This window comes from Providencia rettgeri, from assembly GCF_023205015.1.
GTDB classification, from domain to species: domain Bacteria; phylum Pseudomonadota; class Gammaproteobacteria; order Enterobacterales; family Enterobacteriaceae; genus Providencia; species Providencia rettgeri_E.
Genome location: NZ_CP096258.1, coordinates 2,054,508 through 2,070,787, shown reverse-complemented (window position 1 = coordinate 2,070,787; position 16,280 = coordinate 2,054,508). Strand labels below are relative to the sequence as shown.

Sequence of the window (16,280 nt, the reverse complement as noted above, 5' to 3'; positions counted from 1 at the left end):
CTTCATTTTGTTTTATTATTATAAATTGACTAACTCATTGATTTTTTTAATATCATTACGTAAAAAAAGCTCAAGTAATGAACTTAATTGACGATAAAATACTGTTTCTGCGTGGTTATGCATTGAACGGCAAAATGGCGTTATAAAAGCCAATAAATGGGTATTCAAGAATGTTGCAGACCCGAGTAATAACGCGTTCACTTTGGGCCAATCAACAGGGCCTGTTTCGCTGTCAATAAGCTCAGTAATGCGCAGACTTAAATGCCACATAAAATCTAACTCATAGCCAATATGGTCAGCGGCTTCCATATCACCTTCTGGCAAATAAACGTCATACTGTTCATAAAAAGACTTTACTGCTAACGTACTTTCTTGAAATAGCAGTTTGTCACGAGACACATAAGTCGATTCCCATGGCGATGCTGGCGGGGCTTCTGGGCCTATAAACAAGCGAGTAAAGTCCCAATGCAAATTTTCGAAATCATCGTTGTTAGCTTGTAACTGCCTCGTATTTAAGTCTTTATGCATGTCATTTATCGCGTTTTTCATCGCGGGCAATGCATCATCACAGGGAAATAACAGTAACCCCGAGTCTCTCAAATAATTTAATAGCTCAGGCGTTGGTTCTTCCATAAACAAACGTCGTAGTACGTCATAAGCAAATTGACGTGCATACAGAAAATCTACAATTTGGTCATCATTCGTCATAAATATTTCCCTGCAGGTCTGTCAGTAAAAATTCAGTGGGTGTTGTAAGCTCAATTCGGATTTCTTTAATTAAAGGATTTCCCTGTTCATCGGGTTCAATAATGTGGGAGGTCACTGCGATAGGTAGTTTGCCTAGCGGGGTTAATAAGCCTATTGCCTCAGGATTAAACTGCAAAAATCCATGTAGCAATTCTTGATGATAAGAAACACCAGCGTTTTTCAGTAAAACTGCCACCTTTTCACAATCATCACCAAAGACTTTGGCACTTTTAAAAAAATAATCCCGAGAAGAGAAAAAATAATGCTTTCCTATTATGTGTTCATTGTTTTCAAAAAAAGCATTGCTTTGGTACACCTGCCCAGTATGTTTATTTTCTAAAGAGCAGTAATGCACCCCGAGAGACAATTGATTTTCTAGTGCGAATTTGAGAACTCGAAGGCAAGCTAACTCACTCTGTGCAACAGCTAATCCACCTGCATACCAATAGTTGTAATACACCTCATAAGGTGGATTTTTAAGTTTGAATCCTCGAGATTGATAGGCTTCACTATTTGTTAACGGGAAACAAAACTCTAATAAATTGATACCATCAATTCCAATATCATCAAGCTGAGTAAGCAACTGATACATTTGCTGCTCTGTTCCGGGGATAACAGGCATCTCCACCATGACTGAGGGAAAAATTTCACGCGCTAATGCGATACGGTGTAAAACTTTGGTGATCCGTTCTGTAGGATCATCAATTTTGATACTAAAGCGGATTTCTTGTAGACCTGCTTTCGCTAAAGCTAATGCGGTATTACGGTCTAATGGGTCACCGGCTGTATATAACCGGCTATGAGCCTGAGGTAATTTTTGTTGGACTGCTTGGAAAAATGCGATACTTTCTTGGCGAAAAAGTAGAGGCTCTCCCCCGGTTAGTGCGATATGGGTGAGTGGGTAACCTTGCTCTGCGATTGTGTCAACTTCACCAACAGCATCACGCATTTCCTGTTGAAATTCCTGATAATTCTCTTGGTTTGGGTTAAAACAAAAGTAACAATCACGATGGCATTTCAAGGATAAAAATGTGGTGTGGCTCCCTTCCCCTGTGCGGCATTGCACACAAGCACTTGATAACCAATTACAATGTATACTTTTTCCATTGTTCGCAAAAATTGCGCCTTTACTTTTTATATCTCGTTTGAGTTGGTCAATCTCACGTTGCTGTTCAAAAGGGGCTTCAAAATTGAGGCCATATTCTATGATTGCTTGCTGTGTTTGCTGTTCAATATCTAAATAGCGGATAGCATAACGCTTAAATTTTTGATTATTTACTGTAGATATTGTTCTATCAGTAATAGGATAAATCATAAATTTTCCTTCGATTTATACGAAAATAGTTCCTATTATTCGGTGAATTTTCAATTAAGCTCAGGATGCAAATAATCAACTAATAAACGGGTATGATAGTACCAATGACAATTAGAAATAGGCTTATAAGTGCGTACATTATTATTGATTAAATTGAAAATATTTTTTAAATAAGAAACATTCACATTATTTATTTTAATTTTGTATTATTAACAGTATAAGTAATTAACGTGAAATGATGTTGCGCAGGATCAAAAAAACTTCCCTTTCATTATTTACATATCAACTAATTAGCTAACCTTTCCAGCATCCCCCCAACGGGTACACTGCAGTGCTGTGAACAGATGAGAATTATCTCATTAAATAAACAAAGCGTTATATAAAAATAAAATAAAAAATTGGGTGACAATCTAAAAAAGAGAGTCAAAATAATCCATTAATATTAAAAATAACGAAATAATATTTCAATTTGTAAGATTGAAATTCAAAAATTTATTATCTATTCATTTTTGTATTATTTAATTGTTTTTCTCTTATAAAAAAATTATTTCTAATAAATAAAACGGAGTCTCTCTTCTCATCAGAGCGGCAAAGCATAAGTGACCTTCACCGTTTCCATTGGCACCTCCGTCTTAATACTCTGAATACTGCTAATCTGTGTCAAATGGTCTGCATGAAAACGGCGATAAGAAGCTAAGTCTTGTGTCACAATACGGATCAATGCATCACATTCCCCTGCCATTAAATGGCATTCTACGACTTCAGGCATCAGTTTAATGTCTTCAACGAACTGGTTGATGGTCTTAGCATCTTGTGTTTTAAACCAAATACGTGCAAATAAAGAAAGACCCGCTCCAATTTTACTTCCATCCAACACGGCCACATAACGCTTGATAACCCCAGCCTCTTCGAGCAATTTCACGCGACGTAAGCAAGGAGACGGAGAAAGGCCGACCTCTTTCGCTAATTCAATATTCTGAATTTTTCCATCTCTTTGTAAAGCTTGTAAGATACGTCTATCAATAGCATCCAATTTTAGTTCACTTTTCTTCATTGAAATTCAAACTCAACTTTATATTAATTAATGATATTAAATACCAATTTTTGTTTATTTTAAAGCAATAAAAAAACCCAATATCATTGGATTATCGCTATACTTTTATCGCTACTGGCCAGTTGCGTGAAATAATGATGAACAACAATGAGGAATTAAAATGGAGTTACAGACCTTACTCTTATTCAGCGCAACCGTCATTCCTTTGGTATGCACGCCAGGCCCAGATATTCTGTTTATTTCTGCACAAGGGTTATCGGGAGGAACCTCTGCGGCCTTGAAAGCTAATTTAGGTATTATACTGGGCTATGGCGCACATGCGATCCTAGCTGCGCTTGGTTTAGCGGCGATTGTTGCAGCTTCCCCCCTGATTTTCTACACCATCAAATGGGTTGGCGTCACTTATGTCACTTATCTTGCTGTTCGTATGATATTATCTGCGATGAAAGCCGGTGAGCTAAGAATCCAAACTGTGTCAACAAAAGCGGTAATAGGTAAAGCCTTTCTAACTAGCTTCCTTAACCCTAAAGGGTTACTGGTGTATTTCGCTATTTTACCAAACTTCATTAAACTGACAGAAAGTGTCGCCGTTCAATCCTTGATACTTTCAGCCACTTTTATACTTTCGTGTGTCGTGATCTACGGCGTGATAGGTGCATTATTTGCATCCATGCATAATAAGCGTGCTTATAATGATAAAAAACGCCGTATAACTGAAGGTGTTGCGGGTGGCATGCTAACATTAGCGGCGATTGGTTTAGCAACCAGTTAGCGAGGTAATAATTCAATCCAGATCAACTTGCTATCGGTGCTAAGTGGTTTAATCTCTCCTTCACCAATATCAGGTAGCCACCATGCACCTTGTCCTTGGGCCAAAAGGTGGCAATTTGCACCTGAAATATCCCACTCGCCATTGAGTACGTAGACTAATCCCGCTTGGTTGGCGGGTAACTTATAATCTTCAGTGATGAAATAACTTTTAGCCACCCACCTGTCATCTCTAAAAATAAAATTCATTAACTTAACCGATGGCTGTAAGACTTTTATTGCACAAAATTGCTGAGCTGAGAATTGAACATGATCACCAACGCGTTCAAGTCGGCACTCAAACGCTTTTGTATCAGTTAAAAGAAGCGGCTGATCATTCAATAACACCACCAACCTTTCACCTTCTGCATAGCGCTTTAAATGGCTATCTTGCTCAATGGTGGCAATACTTGCGCGTAATGAATAGTCTGATGCAACAGGCCAGCAGAATACTTCTTGGCTTGCCCCCGCACCATCATACCAATTCAGGATAGGTAACTCCTTTATATCAAAACATTTTATTTTCACATTACCTCCCACCTGTTGCTGCTAATTCATTTAATTTGATACTTAGATTCGCAAAGTTAATCTTTCTAGGCAATGAATTAGCAACGATAATGTGACTAATCACGCCTCTCATTGATTAAAAAGTGACATAAACGGCCTAACGTTTTCATTGCTTCTTCCACCCTCTCATTCCATGTGAACGATGCATTAAGGCGAAATGCATGATTAAACTGGTCGCTTGTGGAAAACATACTCCCAGGCGCGATGCTGATCCCCTCTTTTAATGCGAGCTGATATAAACGAATAGCATTAAATGGCGGCTCAAATTCCAACCATAAAAAATACCCACCTTTTGGTGTATTCACTTTTACTGATGAAGGCATGTATTTTGCTATTGCACTCAACATTTGATGCTGACGTTGTTCCATCGTTAAACGCAGTTTACGCAGGTGGCTGTCATATCCCCCTAATGACAAGTATTCCGCAATAGCTAATTGCGTGGGAACGCTGGCAGAAACGGTGCTCATCATTTGTAAATGTTGAATTTTTGTCGCATGTTGGCCTGCTGCAACCCAACCAACTCGGTACCCCGGCGCTAAACATTTCGAAAATGAAGAGCAATGAAAGAAATTACCTTTGGTGTCTAGCCCCTTGGCAGGTATTGGTTGTTTGCTACCAAAATAAAGTTCCCCATAGACGTCGTCTTCAATTAAAGCAATTTGATGTTTATTAAGGATATCTACCAGACGCCTTTTATTCGTTTGCGGCATCGTTCCGCCTAATGGATTTTGATAATGCGTCATTAGCCAACAGGCTTTAATCGGATATTTGTTCACAATATCCTCTAATGCATCAAGGTCAATCCCAAATAGTGGGTCTGTTTTAATGGCTATCGCCTTAAGTTTTAACCGTTCAATTGCTTGCAGTGAACCATAAAATGCAGGTGATTCGATAACCACCCAATCCCCTGGCTGAGTCACTGATTGTAAACTCAGAACCAAAGATTCCATTGCCCCAGCAGTAATAACGATTTCATCGGGCGCGACATGGATCCCTTGAGTTGCATAGCGTTGAGCAATGTTACGACGCAGTTGCTCATTACCGGGCGGCAAGTTAGCCGGTGTATTAAATTTAGATAAACGCCTAGCAACAGATGCGAGTGATTTCGCGAGTTTTGGATCATCCAACAAAGCTGGCTCTGGAAATGCGGAGCCAAATGGGATAATATTCGGGTCCTTACAAGCCTGTAGGACACCAAAAATAGAGGCGTTAATCTCTACATTTTCATTCAAATGTAGTCCTTTTCCTCCTTTTGCGGCAGCAAATGCGTTATTGCGGTTTGCCACGTAATACCCTGATTGCGGTCGAGCAACGACCCATCCTTGGCTTTCAAGCAGCTGGTATGCTTGCACGACAGTCATTAAGCTTAAACCTGACTGTTTAACACTTTCCCTCAATGAAGGTAATCTGTCGCCCACTTGCCAGATATTGTCTTCAATTTGCTGACGAATTTGCGCTGCTAATTGTTCGTATCTCGTCATAGCCGCCTCAACTGTTATAGTTAATATCCCAATAATTGTTACTATTATAGTTTATCGTCTCATGTTCTACTTATCCACACATTCACCTGACTTTTTTTTAACTATAAGCACAAAACATTTTTCGTTGGATTGCGGTTATTTTGCACTCCATTTGTGAGCAATTCCTTTTGCTAAGGATCAGCGCATCAATTGCTCTCATCAGAACGTTAAATATTGCGTGCCATTAACATATCCACTCAGGGGTCAATATGTTTGGACTAACTGCGCTGGAACTTGCCCGTATACAATTTGCGTTTACGGTCTCGTTTCATATTATTTTTCCCGCCATTACTATTGGGCTAGCAAGTTACCTTGCGGTGCTACAAGGTTTATGGCTTAAAACTCGTGATGAAGACTATATAAAACTGTTCCATTTTTGGTCAAAAGTTTTTGCAGTTAACTTCGGAATGGGGGTTGTTTCTGGTTTGGTCATGGCATACCAATTCGGCACTAACTGGAGCTTTTTCTCAGACTTTGCCGGGGGTATTACAGGGCCGCTACTCACTTATGAAGTGCTTACCGCGTTCTTCTTAGAAGCCGGTTTCCTTGGTGTCATGCTGTTTGGCATGAACCGAGTGGGTGAAAAACTACACTTTTTTGCCACCTGTATGGTTGCATTAGGTACCATCATTTCCACCTTCTGGATTTTGGCATCTAACAGTTTTATGCAAACACCGCAAGGTTTCGAAATCATCGATGGTCGTATTGTCCCCGTTGATTGGTTGGCCGTCATTTTCAACCCATCGTTCCCTTACCGTTTATTGCATATGACCACCGCAGCATTCCTTGCAGCGGCATTTTTTATTGGTGCATCTGCGGCTTGGCACTTGCTCAAAGGCAACAAGTCCAGCGCCATGAAAAAAATGTTTTCCATGTCCTTGTGGTTGATTTTGCTCTTAGCCCCTGCTCAAGCTTTAATTGGGGATGCTCATGGCCTAAATACACTTAAACATCAACCCGTTAAAGTCGCCGCAATGGAAGGACACTGGGAAAACAAACCCGGAGAAGCCACTCCACTTATCTTGTTTGGTATTCCAAACCAAGAAAAAGAAAAAACCGAATTCGCTATCGAAATTCCTTATTTAGCAAGTCTGATTTTAACCCACAGCATCGACAAACAAGTCCCTGCGTTAAAAGAATATGCCCCAGAAGATAGGCCTAACGTGTTTATGGTCTTTTGGTCATTCCGTGTGATGGTTGGGCTCGGTTTGTTGATGATAGCGGCTGGAGTCTGGGGTTTATGGCTGCGTTATCGTAAAAACCTTTATGAGTCGAAAACATTCTTACGTTTTATGTTTTTAATGGCACCTTCTGGGTTGATCGCCATCCTGGCGGGTTGGTTTACCACCGAAATAGGCCGTCAACCATGGGTGGTTTACGGGCTACAAAGAACCTCTGATGCGGTCAGTGCACATGGTGAAATGCACATGAGCATCAGCTTGATCGCCTTTTTTGTCGTATATGGTGGTGTATTCGGGATTGGCTATATGTACATGATGAAATTAATTCGTAAAGGTATCGCGGAGGACGCAGCTCATGGGCATTGATTTACCTCTCATTTGGTTTGTCATCATCGTATTTAGTATGTTGATGTATATTGTTATGGATGGGTTCGATTTAGGTATTGGGATCCTTTACCCTGCGCTAAAGGACAGCCAAGACCGTGATCTCATGATGAACAGCGTTGCCCCTGTATGGGATGGCAATGAAACTTGGTTAGTTTTAGGTGGGGCAGCTCTATTTGGTGCTTTCCCTCTCGCTTATGCAATTGTTCTTGATGCATTATCAATCCCATTAACTTTCATGTTGTTAGCCTTGATTTTCCGCGGGGTCGCCTTTGAATTTCGCTTTAGAGCGGATGAATCACACCGTCGTCATTGGGACCATGCCTTTATTTGGGGCTCGATTTTCGCCACCTTTGTTCAAGGTGTCGTCGTGGGTGCCTTTATCCAAGGTTTCCATGTGGAAAACCGTGTTTACATGGGTGGTTATTTCGATTGGTTCGCACCTTTCCCACTGTTTTGCGGATTTGGCCTCGTAGTTGCTTATGCGCTATTAGCGTGTGGTTGGCTGATCATGAAAACGGAGGGACACTTACGTAGCACGATGTATCGTGTCCTACGGCCATTAACATTACTGATGTTAGCGGTAATTGCGGTGATCAGTTTCTGGACTCCAATGTTAAATGACGCAGTCTTTGAGCGTTGGTTCTCACTACCAAACCTGTTCTTCTTCTTACCCGTTCCATTACTGGTATTAGGCTGCACTTGGTTGATCCTAAAAAGTGCTAAGCGCCAACGGTTCGATAGCGTGCCATTCTTAGCAGCTTTAATGTTAATTTTCCTTGGGTTTACGGGTTTAGGCATCAGTATTTGGCCGACACTCATCCCACCCGCTGTCAGTTTCCGTGATGCCGCAGGCCCACCCGAAAGTTTAGGCTTTATGTTAGTTGGTGCGTTATTCATTATTCCTGTTATTTTGGTTTATACCTATTGGAGTTACTATGTATTCAGAGGAAAAATCACCCCAGAGCAAGGCTACCACTGATAACGTGAGTACCTCTCCTTGGTGGAAAAAACTCGGTTGGATGGCTATCATCTGGTTCGGAAGTGTACTTGCATTGTTTGCATTTTCGTCAGTATTCAAATTGATGATGACCGCCGCTGGAATGAAAGTGAAGTAATTTACCTTTCGATATGCCGTAGACTAAAAGTCATACGGCATTTTTATTAAAATCAACAACTCATCACTGTAAATTGCCTCCCTACTGTTGAAAACCTTTCTGTATAAATATCCTCTTCCAATCGCTCACTAGCTGTTGCAACTTACAAAGTTATTCATGATAATGATAATAATTACCATATAATAAAATTATCATTAATAAAGGAGATCGTCCGTGGCCACTGAACAACCTGTTGAAAAAAACATCTACCGCCCGGCTCCACCACAGCTCATTCAAGTCAAATCCATTACCGATATCAGCCCATCTATTCGCAGCATTACTTTCACCGGTGAAAAACTCAATACATACCCAACTGATTGTGAAGGTGGGCACCTGAAAATATTTTTAGCCCCTGATTTAAGCAGCCAGCCCGCACTCCCTATCCTAAGTAAAGAAGGCCGTAGCTGGCCAGAAGACAAACCTCGCCCATTTGTTCGTACCTATACGGTCAGAGCCATCCGCCCAGAGGTTAGCGAGATTGATATTGAATTTGCTATGCATGATGGAACAACTGGCCCTGCATACCTATTTGCTCGTGATGCAAAACCCGGAAATTGGATGGGTATTACCAACCCTGGTGGCCCAGACCCATTATTGCCTGCCAGACAACATTATTTCATGGCCGGTGATTCAAGCTCGCTACCCGCTATCGCTGCATTATTAGAAAAAATGCCAGCAACTGCCCAAGGTAAAGTCGTGCTACGGTTAGATAACCCAAAAGATGTGCGTGAGCTGAGAAAACCTGAACACGTTGACGTAATTTGGATCTGTGGTGATATCAGCAAAACAGCAGAGTTAATTAGCACGTTTAAGTCTTGGGAGATCCCAAACAGCGACTGCGCTTTCTGGATTGCGGGTGAAGACCAAATTATTCGTGATTTACGTCGTTATATTCGTCGTGAAAAAGGTTTTGGCCGTGATGATATCTATGCGATCCCTTATTGGCGATATGGCTATGATGAAGAAGGTTACCATCATGAGCGCCATGCTGTAATGGATAACCCTGACGATTAACTTCAATTTAAATATTTAGTTCGCTTATTGGTCTATAAATGCTAATAAGCGAACTTATTTCCTGATTTCTCATGCCTTCATCAAGTTATTAGCCATTATTTTCCCCAACAATAAACTCCCTAAAATACTTTTCACATCACCATTTGTTATGTTATAACATAATGGTTTTTTTATAATCTTTATATTCACTACAAAAATAGGAAAACCACTGTGTACAAAATGGCAATTTTAAAAACGAGTCTTTATATTGCATTAGCGCTCACTAGCTATACCGCTGTTGCTCATGGTTCACATAGTCACTCCCATCCACAATCAGAGAAAGCGCTACAAGCTTCAAAAGGGATTTTTGACGATGCTGACGTCAAGGATAGGTCTCTGAACGATTGGCAAGGCGTATGGGAATCTGTTAATCCATTACTATTAAATGGAAAACTTGATGAGGTTCTAGAAAGTAAGGCCAAGAAAAATAAAGACAAAACGGTTGAAGAGTATCGTGAATATTATAAAAAAGGCTATGCCACCGATGTTAACAGTATTGGCATTGAAAATGATGTTATTGAATTTACCCAAAACGGGAACGTAAGCAGCTGTAAATATGACTACGCGGGTTACAAAATTCTTCATTATACTTCAGGGAAAAAAGGCGTTCGTTACTTATTTGAATGCAAAGATACAAACTCAAAAGCACCTAAATTTATCCAATTTAGTGACCATATTATTGAGCCTCAGACTTCAGGGCATTTCCACCTGTATATGGGAAACGAATCTCAGGAAAAATTACTAAGCCAACTAGAAAATTGGCCAACCTATTACCCATACACCCTCACCGATGAGCAAATCGTACATGAAATGCTTTACCACTAATCAATTGTCTCTATAAAGATTTAACCTATGCCCTGCAAGCGAACGTAGGGCATTGGATTAATGAATGTCATAATCAGTCGTTATAAGCCAGCAATGCTTTATGGCACAATTGTGACCTCACACAATCCTCAATCGTAAAATTCACCATTGATACCATTTCATCACTGCTAAAGCGTTGTAATGCATCAGCCAACCCTGAGGATACACCATCCGGTAAATCACATTGAGTTACGTCGCCATTGACAATCACTGTCACATTTTCACCAAGCCGAGTTAAAAACATTTTCATTTGAGTGACGGTAACATTCTGAGCTTCATCTAATATTACGACGGCGTTTTCAAATGTACGACCTCGCATATAGGCAAATGGTGCAATTTCCACTTTGGCAATTTCAGGGCGCAAACAATATTGCAAAAAGGATGCTCCCAGCCTTTTCACCAATACGTCATAAACAGGGCGAAAGTAAGGTGCAAATTTTTCTGACATATCACCCGGTAAAAAACCGAGATCTTCCTCCGCTTGAAGAACGGGCCTTGTGACAATAATTTTATTGATATCTTTATGGATTAACGCATCAGCCGCCAGTGCAGTGCTGATATAGGTTTTACCGCACCCCGCTTCACCATTCGCAAAAATAAGTTGCTTATGTTTAATGGAATTAATATAGAGTTTTTGAGCTTCATTTCTTGGCAATATAGGGGATTCATCACGACGTTCTTTTGCCATACCGATAGCTTCAATGCCTGTATATTCAGCAAATGATGCGACGTTATTGATATCAAAACGACCTGAACGATCTTTACGAGATGAACGTTTCATTTCACGACGTGCCTTTGTAGCAGCTTTCTGTCTACTCATAGTATTAACCCTTCCCGGTATCAGTGATGTCAATTCAAATGACGGACTATTCCAAACAGAGAGGAGCTCCCTTCAAGCTCAAAGTTAATGGTCAAATATCGATTGTGGCTGTGACTTGGTGCCATAAGTCGGCTAATAAAAAAACCGGTTACCAATCTCACCATGGAAATTTCATGATGGAGTGATAACCGGCTTCGAATTCGTGTGAATAGACACGTATTTCCCATTAGTTTCTCCTGTAACAGCGATACTTCTAAACTAATGAATCTATATGACAGTGATATGACAAACTGCAATATTTTTTGTACCTTAATGAGCCCATGTTTTTATTGCAATTTTCATCTGCTTTAAATATAGCGTCATTTTTTTTAATAAGGCAACATTTTTCTAACAAAATTCTGAAAATTTATTCAACTCTTTGGTTATCTCGAATAAAAATAAAAAATAAAACCACAGTAATCAGTGAATTAACAACTGTGGTTTATCAGATAATTAGCGTGTTTTACAATTCCCCGCTAACTGAAAGCCTGCAGCTTTAGCCGCTTGTTCGTCCATGAAAATAACGGCATTTTTATCGGCGATGGTATTGAAACTAGGGCAATGTGAAAAGTGGTATTTGTTAGAATTACGATTACCTTTAATTTCAACCACATTTGACACTATCGGCTTATTTTTTATGGTTTGAGGCTGAGTTGAAAGTGAAACTGAGGAAATATTGACGCCTTCCGCACCATTTTTATGATTTAAACGCCACTTTTTTTCCCCTGTCACAAAGGGGTTATGATGTCCCATCACTTTAGCGATTCGATTATCACGTATGATTTCCCAAGGGGTTGGTGGGTATTGACTATCCCATGCCATCAATAGCTGTTGCTGTTGACGTGACATAGACAAGTTATAGCGGTCATGCATATAGAAATAGACTCTAGCCACCTGCCCTTTAGCTTCATCTCTTGGCTCAAAGACTCTTTCTTTGAAATCAACTCGACTACGGCACATTCCATACGGGTACGGTGTATTAGCAGATAATTGGCCAAAACTAAAATTGCTTCTATCACCATTCACCTCGCCAATAGAAGGTGCTAAATTATGCAAATTAGCTTCCATTTGGCCAAAAACAGGGTCACTAGATACACAGTTTTTTCGCCCGCCTTTTTGCCAACATTGACGTTGATGACCAAATACCCATGCTGGAACAATATGTTCCCATTCAATACGTTCAGCTCGGTTCTGCTGTTTACGCACTTGGTAGCCGCAAGAGGCTAAATCAACTTTTCCCCCGCTTTTTCCTACCCACTCCCACTCGCATCCACAGTATATCGTCCCCTCACCTTGATGATTTTGGTCTGCATAAACCTGTGTTTTACTTAACACTTTAGCTTCAGTAAACGAATTTGGTGCGGAAAATGAAAAAGCGGAAAATATGAATAATAGAATCGAAAAAACGAATTGAGAATACTTGGACCTGCTAAATTGTTTCAAAATAACACCACTAATAAGAATATATGCAAAGAATTAATGTAAATACGTTAGTTTTTCCTCTAACACATTAATGTGCAAGAAGAAACATCACATATTCTAATCAAATAGTAGCATTAATGATATCAGCGATGACTCAATTTTATGTGTCACACCCACATCAGAATTTATGCAGCTTTAATAGAGCAGCTAACTCATATTAGTAAAAGTAAAGTCTGGCTTACACACATAACAGAAATACTAATAAACCATAGCCGTAAAAATTATACGCTCGGTCTTTTGCGATATAGCCATAAACCAGGTAAAGAAATACCAATAGACAAGGCTCCAACAATAAACGACGCTTTTAAGAAATTTGTGACTAAGACCTCAACGAGTTCTGGGTCATAGCCATATTGCGATATTTTTACTACGGAAATCATTGCGATATAGGCACTAATACCTGGAAACATCGGGATCACTGCAGCGACAGTGAAGACTTTAGGATGGGCTAACCACCAACGTGACCACTGAATACCAATAATACCGATTAAAATTGCTGCGAGAAAACTTGCCCATTCAATTTGCAGCCCTAAAGCCATTAATACCATTCTAAAACCATAACCAATCGCACCTAATAAAGCGCAATATTTCAATGCTCTAACAGGGACATTAAATACCATCGCAAATCCAACCGCCGGTATAGCCGCTAATAACATTTTCTCACATAAGGAGAATAAAAATTCTATGCCCATTATTTTAACCCCCAGACTGTCATTGCTAATACAACGCCAATGCAGGTAGCCAAAGTAAGGAGGCTCGCCATTGTCCAGCGCGCTAATCCAGTATTGACATGCCCTTTAAACATATCCGCGACTGCATTAATTAATGGAAAGCCTGGAACTAAAAGTAATACACTGGCAGCCATCGAAATTGTTTCTGTGACCGCCAAATACGGTATTTTTAGTAATAATCCGGAAACGGTTGTCGCAACAAACGCAGTAATACAAAAATTAATTAACGGGTTCATTTGGTGGGAGGTTAACACTTGCCGAACATACATTGCACAACCACTGGCTAAAAATGTAATAGCCGCACTCTCCCATCCCCCGCCATTCAATTTGCTGAAACAAGCGCAAGATAAAGCCACCATCAAAACCATTAACCATCGAGGATAACGTAATGGTTTAATCGATGATAATTTCTTTTGTAGTTGTTTTCGGTCTAGTAAATGGTGCTCAACTAAAATCACGGCATGCTGAACTTCAGTAACAACATGCATATTTATACCGCGGTCAATAATACGTCGCGTTGATGTTAAGCAACGGCCATCAATTATAGTGGTTAAAACTAATGAATTAGATGAAATAGCACTATCAACTTGGCTTGCTCCAAGCGCAATGCCCACACGGGTCGTCAATTGTTCGACAAGCATACTTTCAGCGCCATGTTGCAGTAACAATAAACCACACTCAATACAGAGCCGAGTTATTTCACGTTGCTGATTAACGGGATCATTTTGATCTATTTTTTGTTCATTTAATGCATACTCTGTCATCTTGCCCCCAACATTGTGACAACCATTCAGATATTACCCTAAACATGGTAATCTTTATCAATATCATAAAGACAAATATCAGCTTAAATGATGATCTCTTTCAGGTAAATCTATGATTGAGGTGACGTGATTTAAACTATTTCAGTAAAATTTGTTATGTTACTTTCTTATTTGAAGACAAATAGCAGGATTAACCATTAATGAATAACCCTCTTACAGCTAAAACCCCAAAAGGCCGACGTCGTCAACAGGCTTTGATCTCTGCGGCAACTGAAATTTTTCTGCAATATGGGTTTGAAGGCGCAACTCTGGATATGATTATTGAACGAGCTGGGGGCTCTCGAACAACGTTATATAAAAACTTTGGTGATAAAGAAGGGTTATTTGCCGCTGTTATTGCATCTATGATTGATGATATTTTTCAGGAGCCTGATGAAAAAACGCCCCCACTAGATACGATTGAGTCCATACTTTCTTTTTATGGCTCTCGATTTTTATTGAATGTGCTTAAGCCTGAATCCATTGGGTTATACCGGTTAATTTTAGGTGAGTACAATCGTTTCCCTGAAATAACGCACGCGTTTTTTGAACAAGGCCCAGTAAAAAGCTATCGCTTATTAACACAGAAATTGGCTTTGCTTCCTGACGTTAAGGTAGATGAAAAAACATTATTAAGTATTTCTTCACGTTACCTAGAAATGCTAAAAGCGGATGTCTTTATCACCACTTTCTGTATTGCTGATTTCAAGCCCAGCGATGAGTTTATTCAACAGCAGATTGCTATGTCCGTTGATATCATCGCCAGTTATATCCGTAAAATCAGTAAAAACACAGTCAACTAAGCTAAAACTGATTGGGCCTGCTCTTTTGCTGTTGTTCCATCCGCTGCGATTAAAACTTGGGGGCCATATAACGCAGATAGCATAGGTGCCATGCGTTCCATCTCCTCTTTATCTCGTCCATCCGGTTGCAGGGTAACAACAAGAGCGCGGCAATGTTGTTCCATCGCTTCTTTAGTGTCTTTCAACCAACGACGCACATATTTCATACTTTGCATATCTTCTGATGATGGTTTTTCTTTTTTAACCACTGGCGGGTATATCAAGACAAATTCATTTCTTCTCGCCAATAACATATCCATCTCTTCTAACCACAAACGTGTTTCATCCATAGTAGAGGGAAATATATTCATCTCACAGATCGGCCAATTTTCTGTTTTTATCATATTTTTATTCATCATAATCATCTCTTTCTTTATCATTATTTAAAGTGTACTTAAATGTACACTTTTACATTACACTCAGTCAAGAATGATTATCATTTGTGTTTTGCAAATTATGCTATTGTCGTTAGTGACCAACAGGAATATTCTCAATATGTAGAAAAAACTTATCAGTTAAAAACATTCACGTGTTCGAATAGTGCGTTTTTGAATATGGGGTGTTATTCTGACGATATTATGAATTTTGAAAGCGAAAATACGATGAAAAAAACGATTCCAATTGCATTTAGTCTATTAATGGCTTTCACTGCATTTAATGCAAATGCAGGTGTAACCTGTGACACTTATTTTAAAGAAATGAACGACCTTGTTAAACAAGCCGAAGAACAATATAAAGATGAAGCCAATGCAGGTGAACAAATTGCATTAATGAAGTCACAATTAGAAGAAGCGAAAAAAGCCCTTGCTAGCTACCCTGACGATGCACAAGAGCAAGCCTGTAGCCAAGCACTTAAGGCCATTGAGCAAGCCAAAGAAGCGGTTAAAACCCCTTAGATTTATTTGCTTTTAATA

At 39.7% G+C, this 16,280-nt stretch carries 18 protein-coding genes; 8 read left to right on the top strand and 10 right to left on the bottom strand.

Annotation, left to right across the window (positions count from 1 at the left end; genetic code table 11):
• Nucleotides 1–18: 18 nt before the first annotated feature.
• The 3 genes from M0M83_RS09535 to M0M83_RS09525 all read right to left on the bottom strand — a co-directional run bounded on the left by M0M83_RS09535 (nucleotide 19) and on the right by M0M83_RS09525 (nucleotide 3,116).
• Entirely contained in the window at nucleotides 19–708 is a 690-nt protein-coding gene (locus M0M83_RS09535) for a TorD/DmsD family molecular chaperone (protein ID WP_125891025.1), read from the bottom strand.
• Nucleotides 698–2,062 (bottom strand): radical SAM protein, encoded by a 1,365-nt coding sequence (locus M0M83_RS09530; RefSeq protein WP_213912815.1) that lies wholly within the window; start codon nucleotides 2,060–2,062, stop codon nucleotides 698–700. Before M0M83_RS09530 ends, M0M83_RS09535 begins: the two co-directional genes overlap by 11 nt.
• A gap of 580 nt (nucleotides 2,063–2,642) precedes the next feature.
• Nucleotides 2,643–3,116, bottom strand: a complete 474-nt coding sequence (locus M0M83_RS09525; protein ID WP_125891023.1) for an Lrp/AsnC family transcriptional regulator — start codon at nucleotides 3,114–3,116, stop codon at nucleotides 2,643–2,645.
• A 160-nt stretch (nucleotides 3,117–3,276) separates the two neighbouring features.
• Here M0M83_RS09525 and M0M83_RS09520 point away from each other — a divergent pair, with 160 nt between their 5' ends.
• Nucleotides 3,277–3,888, top strand: coding sequence for a LysE family translocator (locus M0M83_RS09520; RefSeq protein WP_248468352.1), 612 nt, complete (start codon nucleotides 3,277–3,279; stop codon nucleotides 3,886–3,888).
• Here M0M83_RS09520 and M0M83_RS09515 read toward each other — a convergent pair.
• Entirely contained in the window at nucleotides 3,885–4,451 is a 567-nt protein-coding gene (locus M0M83_RS09515) for a HutD/Ves family protein (RefSeq protein ID WP_213912818.1), read from the bottom strand. The genes M0M83_RS09520 and M0M83_RS09515 overlap by 4 nt on opposite strands.
• A gap of 95 nt (nucleotides 4,452–4,546) precedes the next feature.
• A complete protein-coding gene (locus M0M83_RS09510) occupies nucleotides 4,547–5,971 on the bottom strand; it encodes a PLP-dependent aminotransferase family protein (RefSeq protein ID WP_125891020.1) in 1,425 nt (474 codons plus the stop codon).
• 248 nt (nucleotides 5,972–6,219) lie between these two features.
• Here M0M83_RS09510 and M0M83_RS09505 point away from each other — a divergent pair, with 248 nt between their 5' ends.
• From M0M83_RS09505 to zinT, 5 genes are all read left to right on the top strand, one after another.
• The gene (locus M0M83_RS09505; RefSeq protein ID WP_248468351.1) at nucleotides 6,220–7,557 is read left to right on the top strand and encodes a cytochrome ubiquinol oxidase subunit I; all 1,338 of its coding nucleotides are present in this window, start codon (nucleotides 6,220–6,222) and stop codon (nucleotides 7,555–7,557) included.
• On the top strand, nucleotides 7,547–8,557 hold the full coding sequence (gene cydB, locus M0M83_RS09500) for a cytochrome d ubiquinol oxidase subunit II (RefSeq protein ID WP_213912820.1): 1,011 nt from the start codon (nucleotides 7,547–7,549) through the stop codon (nucleotides 8,555–8,557). The genes M0M83_RS09505 and cydB overlap by 11 nt, the downstream gene beginning before the upstream one ends.
• Nucleotides 8,558–8,561: 4 nt before the next feature.
• Entirely contained in the window at nucleotides 8,562–8,693 is a 132-nt protein-coding gene (locus M0M83_RS09495; protein ID WP_248468350.1) for a DUF2474 domain-containing protein, read from the top strand.
• Between the two features lie 213 nt (nucleotides 8,694–8,906).
• Entirely contained in the window at nucleotides 8,907–9,746 is an 840-nt protein-coding gene (locus tag M0M83_RS09490; protein WP_248468349.1) for a siderophore-interacting protein, read from the top strand.
• 219 nt (nucleotides 9,747–9,965) lie between these two features.
• Nucleotides 9,966–10,610 carry a metal-binding protein ZinT gene (gene zinT / locus M0M83_RS09485; RefSeq protein WP_213912850.1) on the top strand — a complete coding sequence of 215 codons (645 nt, stop codon included), beginning with the start codon at nucleotides 9,966–9,968 and terminating at the stop codon, nucleotides 10,608–10,610.
• A 73-nt stretch (nucleotides 10,611–10,683) separates the two neighbouring features.
• On the opposite strand, the gene phoH is transcribed toward zinT, so the two are convergent.
• The 4 genes from phoH to M0M83_RS09465 form a co-directional block, all read right to left on the bottom strand.
• Nucleotides 10,684–11,469, bottom strand: coding sequence for a phosphate starvation-inducible protein PhoH (phoH, locus tag M0M83_RS09480; RefSeq protein ID WP_125891015.1), 786 nt, complete (start codon nucleotides 11,467–11,469; stop codon nucleotides 10,684–10,686).
• A 492-nt stretch (nucleotides 11,470–11,961) separates the two neighbouring features.
• On the bottom strand, nucleotides 11,962–12,906 hold the full coding sequence (locus tag M0M83_RS09475; RefSeq protein WP_248468440.1) for an endonuclease: 945 nt from the start codon (nucleotides 12,904–12,906) through the stop codon (nucleotides 11,962–11,964).
• A gap of 305 nt (nucleotides 12,907–13,211) precedes the next feature.
• Nucleotides 13,212–13,682: a threonine/serine exporter gene (locus M0M83_RS09470; RefSeq protein ID WP_125891013.1), complete on the bottom strand. Its 471-nt coding sequence runs from the start codon at nucleotides 13,680–13,682 to the stop codon at nucleotides 13,212–13,214.
• Complete coding sequence (locus tag M0M83_RS09465; protein ID WP_248468348.1) at nucleotides 13,682–14,485, bottom strand: threonine/serine ThrE exporter family protein; 804 nt, start codon at nucleotides 14,483–14,485, stop codon at nucleotides 13,682–13,684. Before M0M83_RS09465 ends, M0M83_RS09470 begins: the two co-directional genes overlap by 1 nt.
• Nucleotides 14,486–14,685: 200 nt before the next feature.
• Here M0M83_RS09465 and M0M83_RS09460 point away from each other — a divergent pair, with 200 nt between their 5' ends.
• A complete protein-coding gene (locus M0M83_RS09460; RefSeq protein WP_125891011.1) occupies nucleotides 14,686–15,327 on the top strand; it encodes a TetR/AcrR family transcriptional regulator in 642 nt (213 codons plus the stop codon).
• Here M0M83_RS09460 and M0M83_RS09455 read toward each other — a convergent pair.
• Nucleotides 15,324–15,710 carry a hypothetical protein gene (locus tag M0M83_RS09455; protein WP_248468347.1) on the bottom strand — a complete coding sequence of 129 codons (387 nt, stop codon included), beginning with the start codon at nucleotides 15,708–15,710 and terminating at the stop codon, nucleotides 15,324–15,326. The two genes, M0M83_RS09460 and M0M83_RS09455, sit on opposite strands and share 4 nt — an antisense overlap.
• Nucleotides 15,711–15,968: 258 nt before the next feature.
• On the opposite strand from M0M83_RS09455, the gene M0M83_RS09450 reads away from it, so the two are divergent.
• On the top strand, nucleotides 15,969–16,262 hold the full coding sequence (locus tag M0M83_RS09450; protein WP_248468346.1) for a DUF5339 family protein: 294 nt from the start codon (nucleotides 15,969–15,971) through the stop codon (nucleotides 16,260–16,262).
• Nucleotides 16,263–16,280 lie beyond the last annotated feature (18 nt).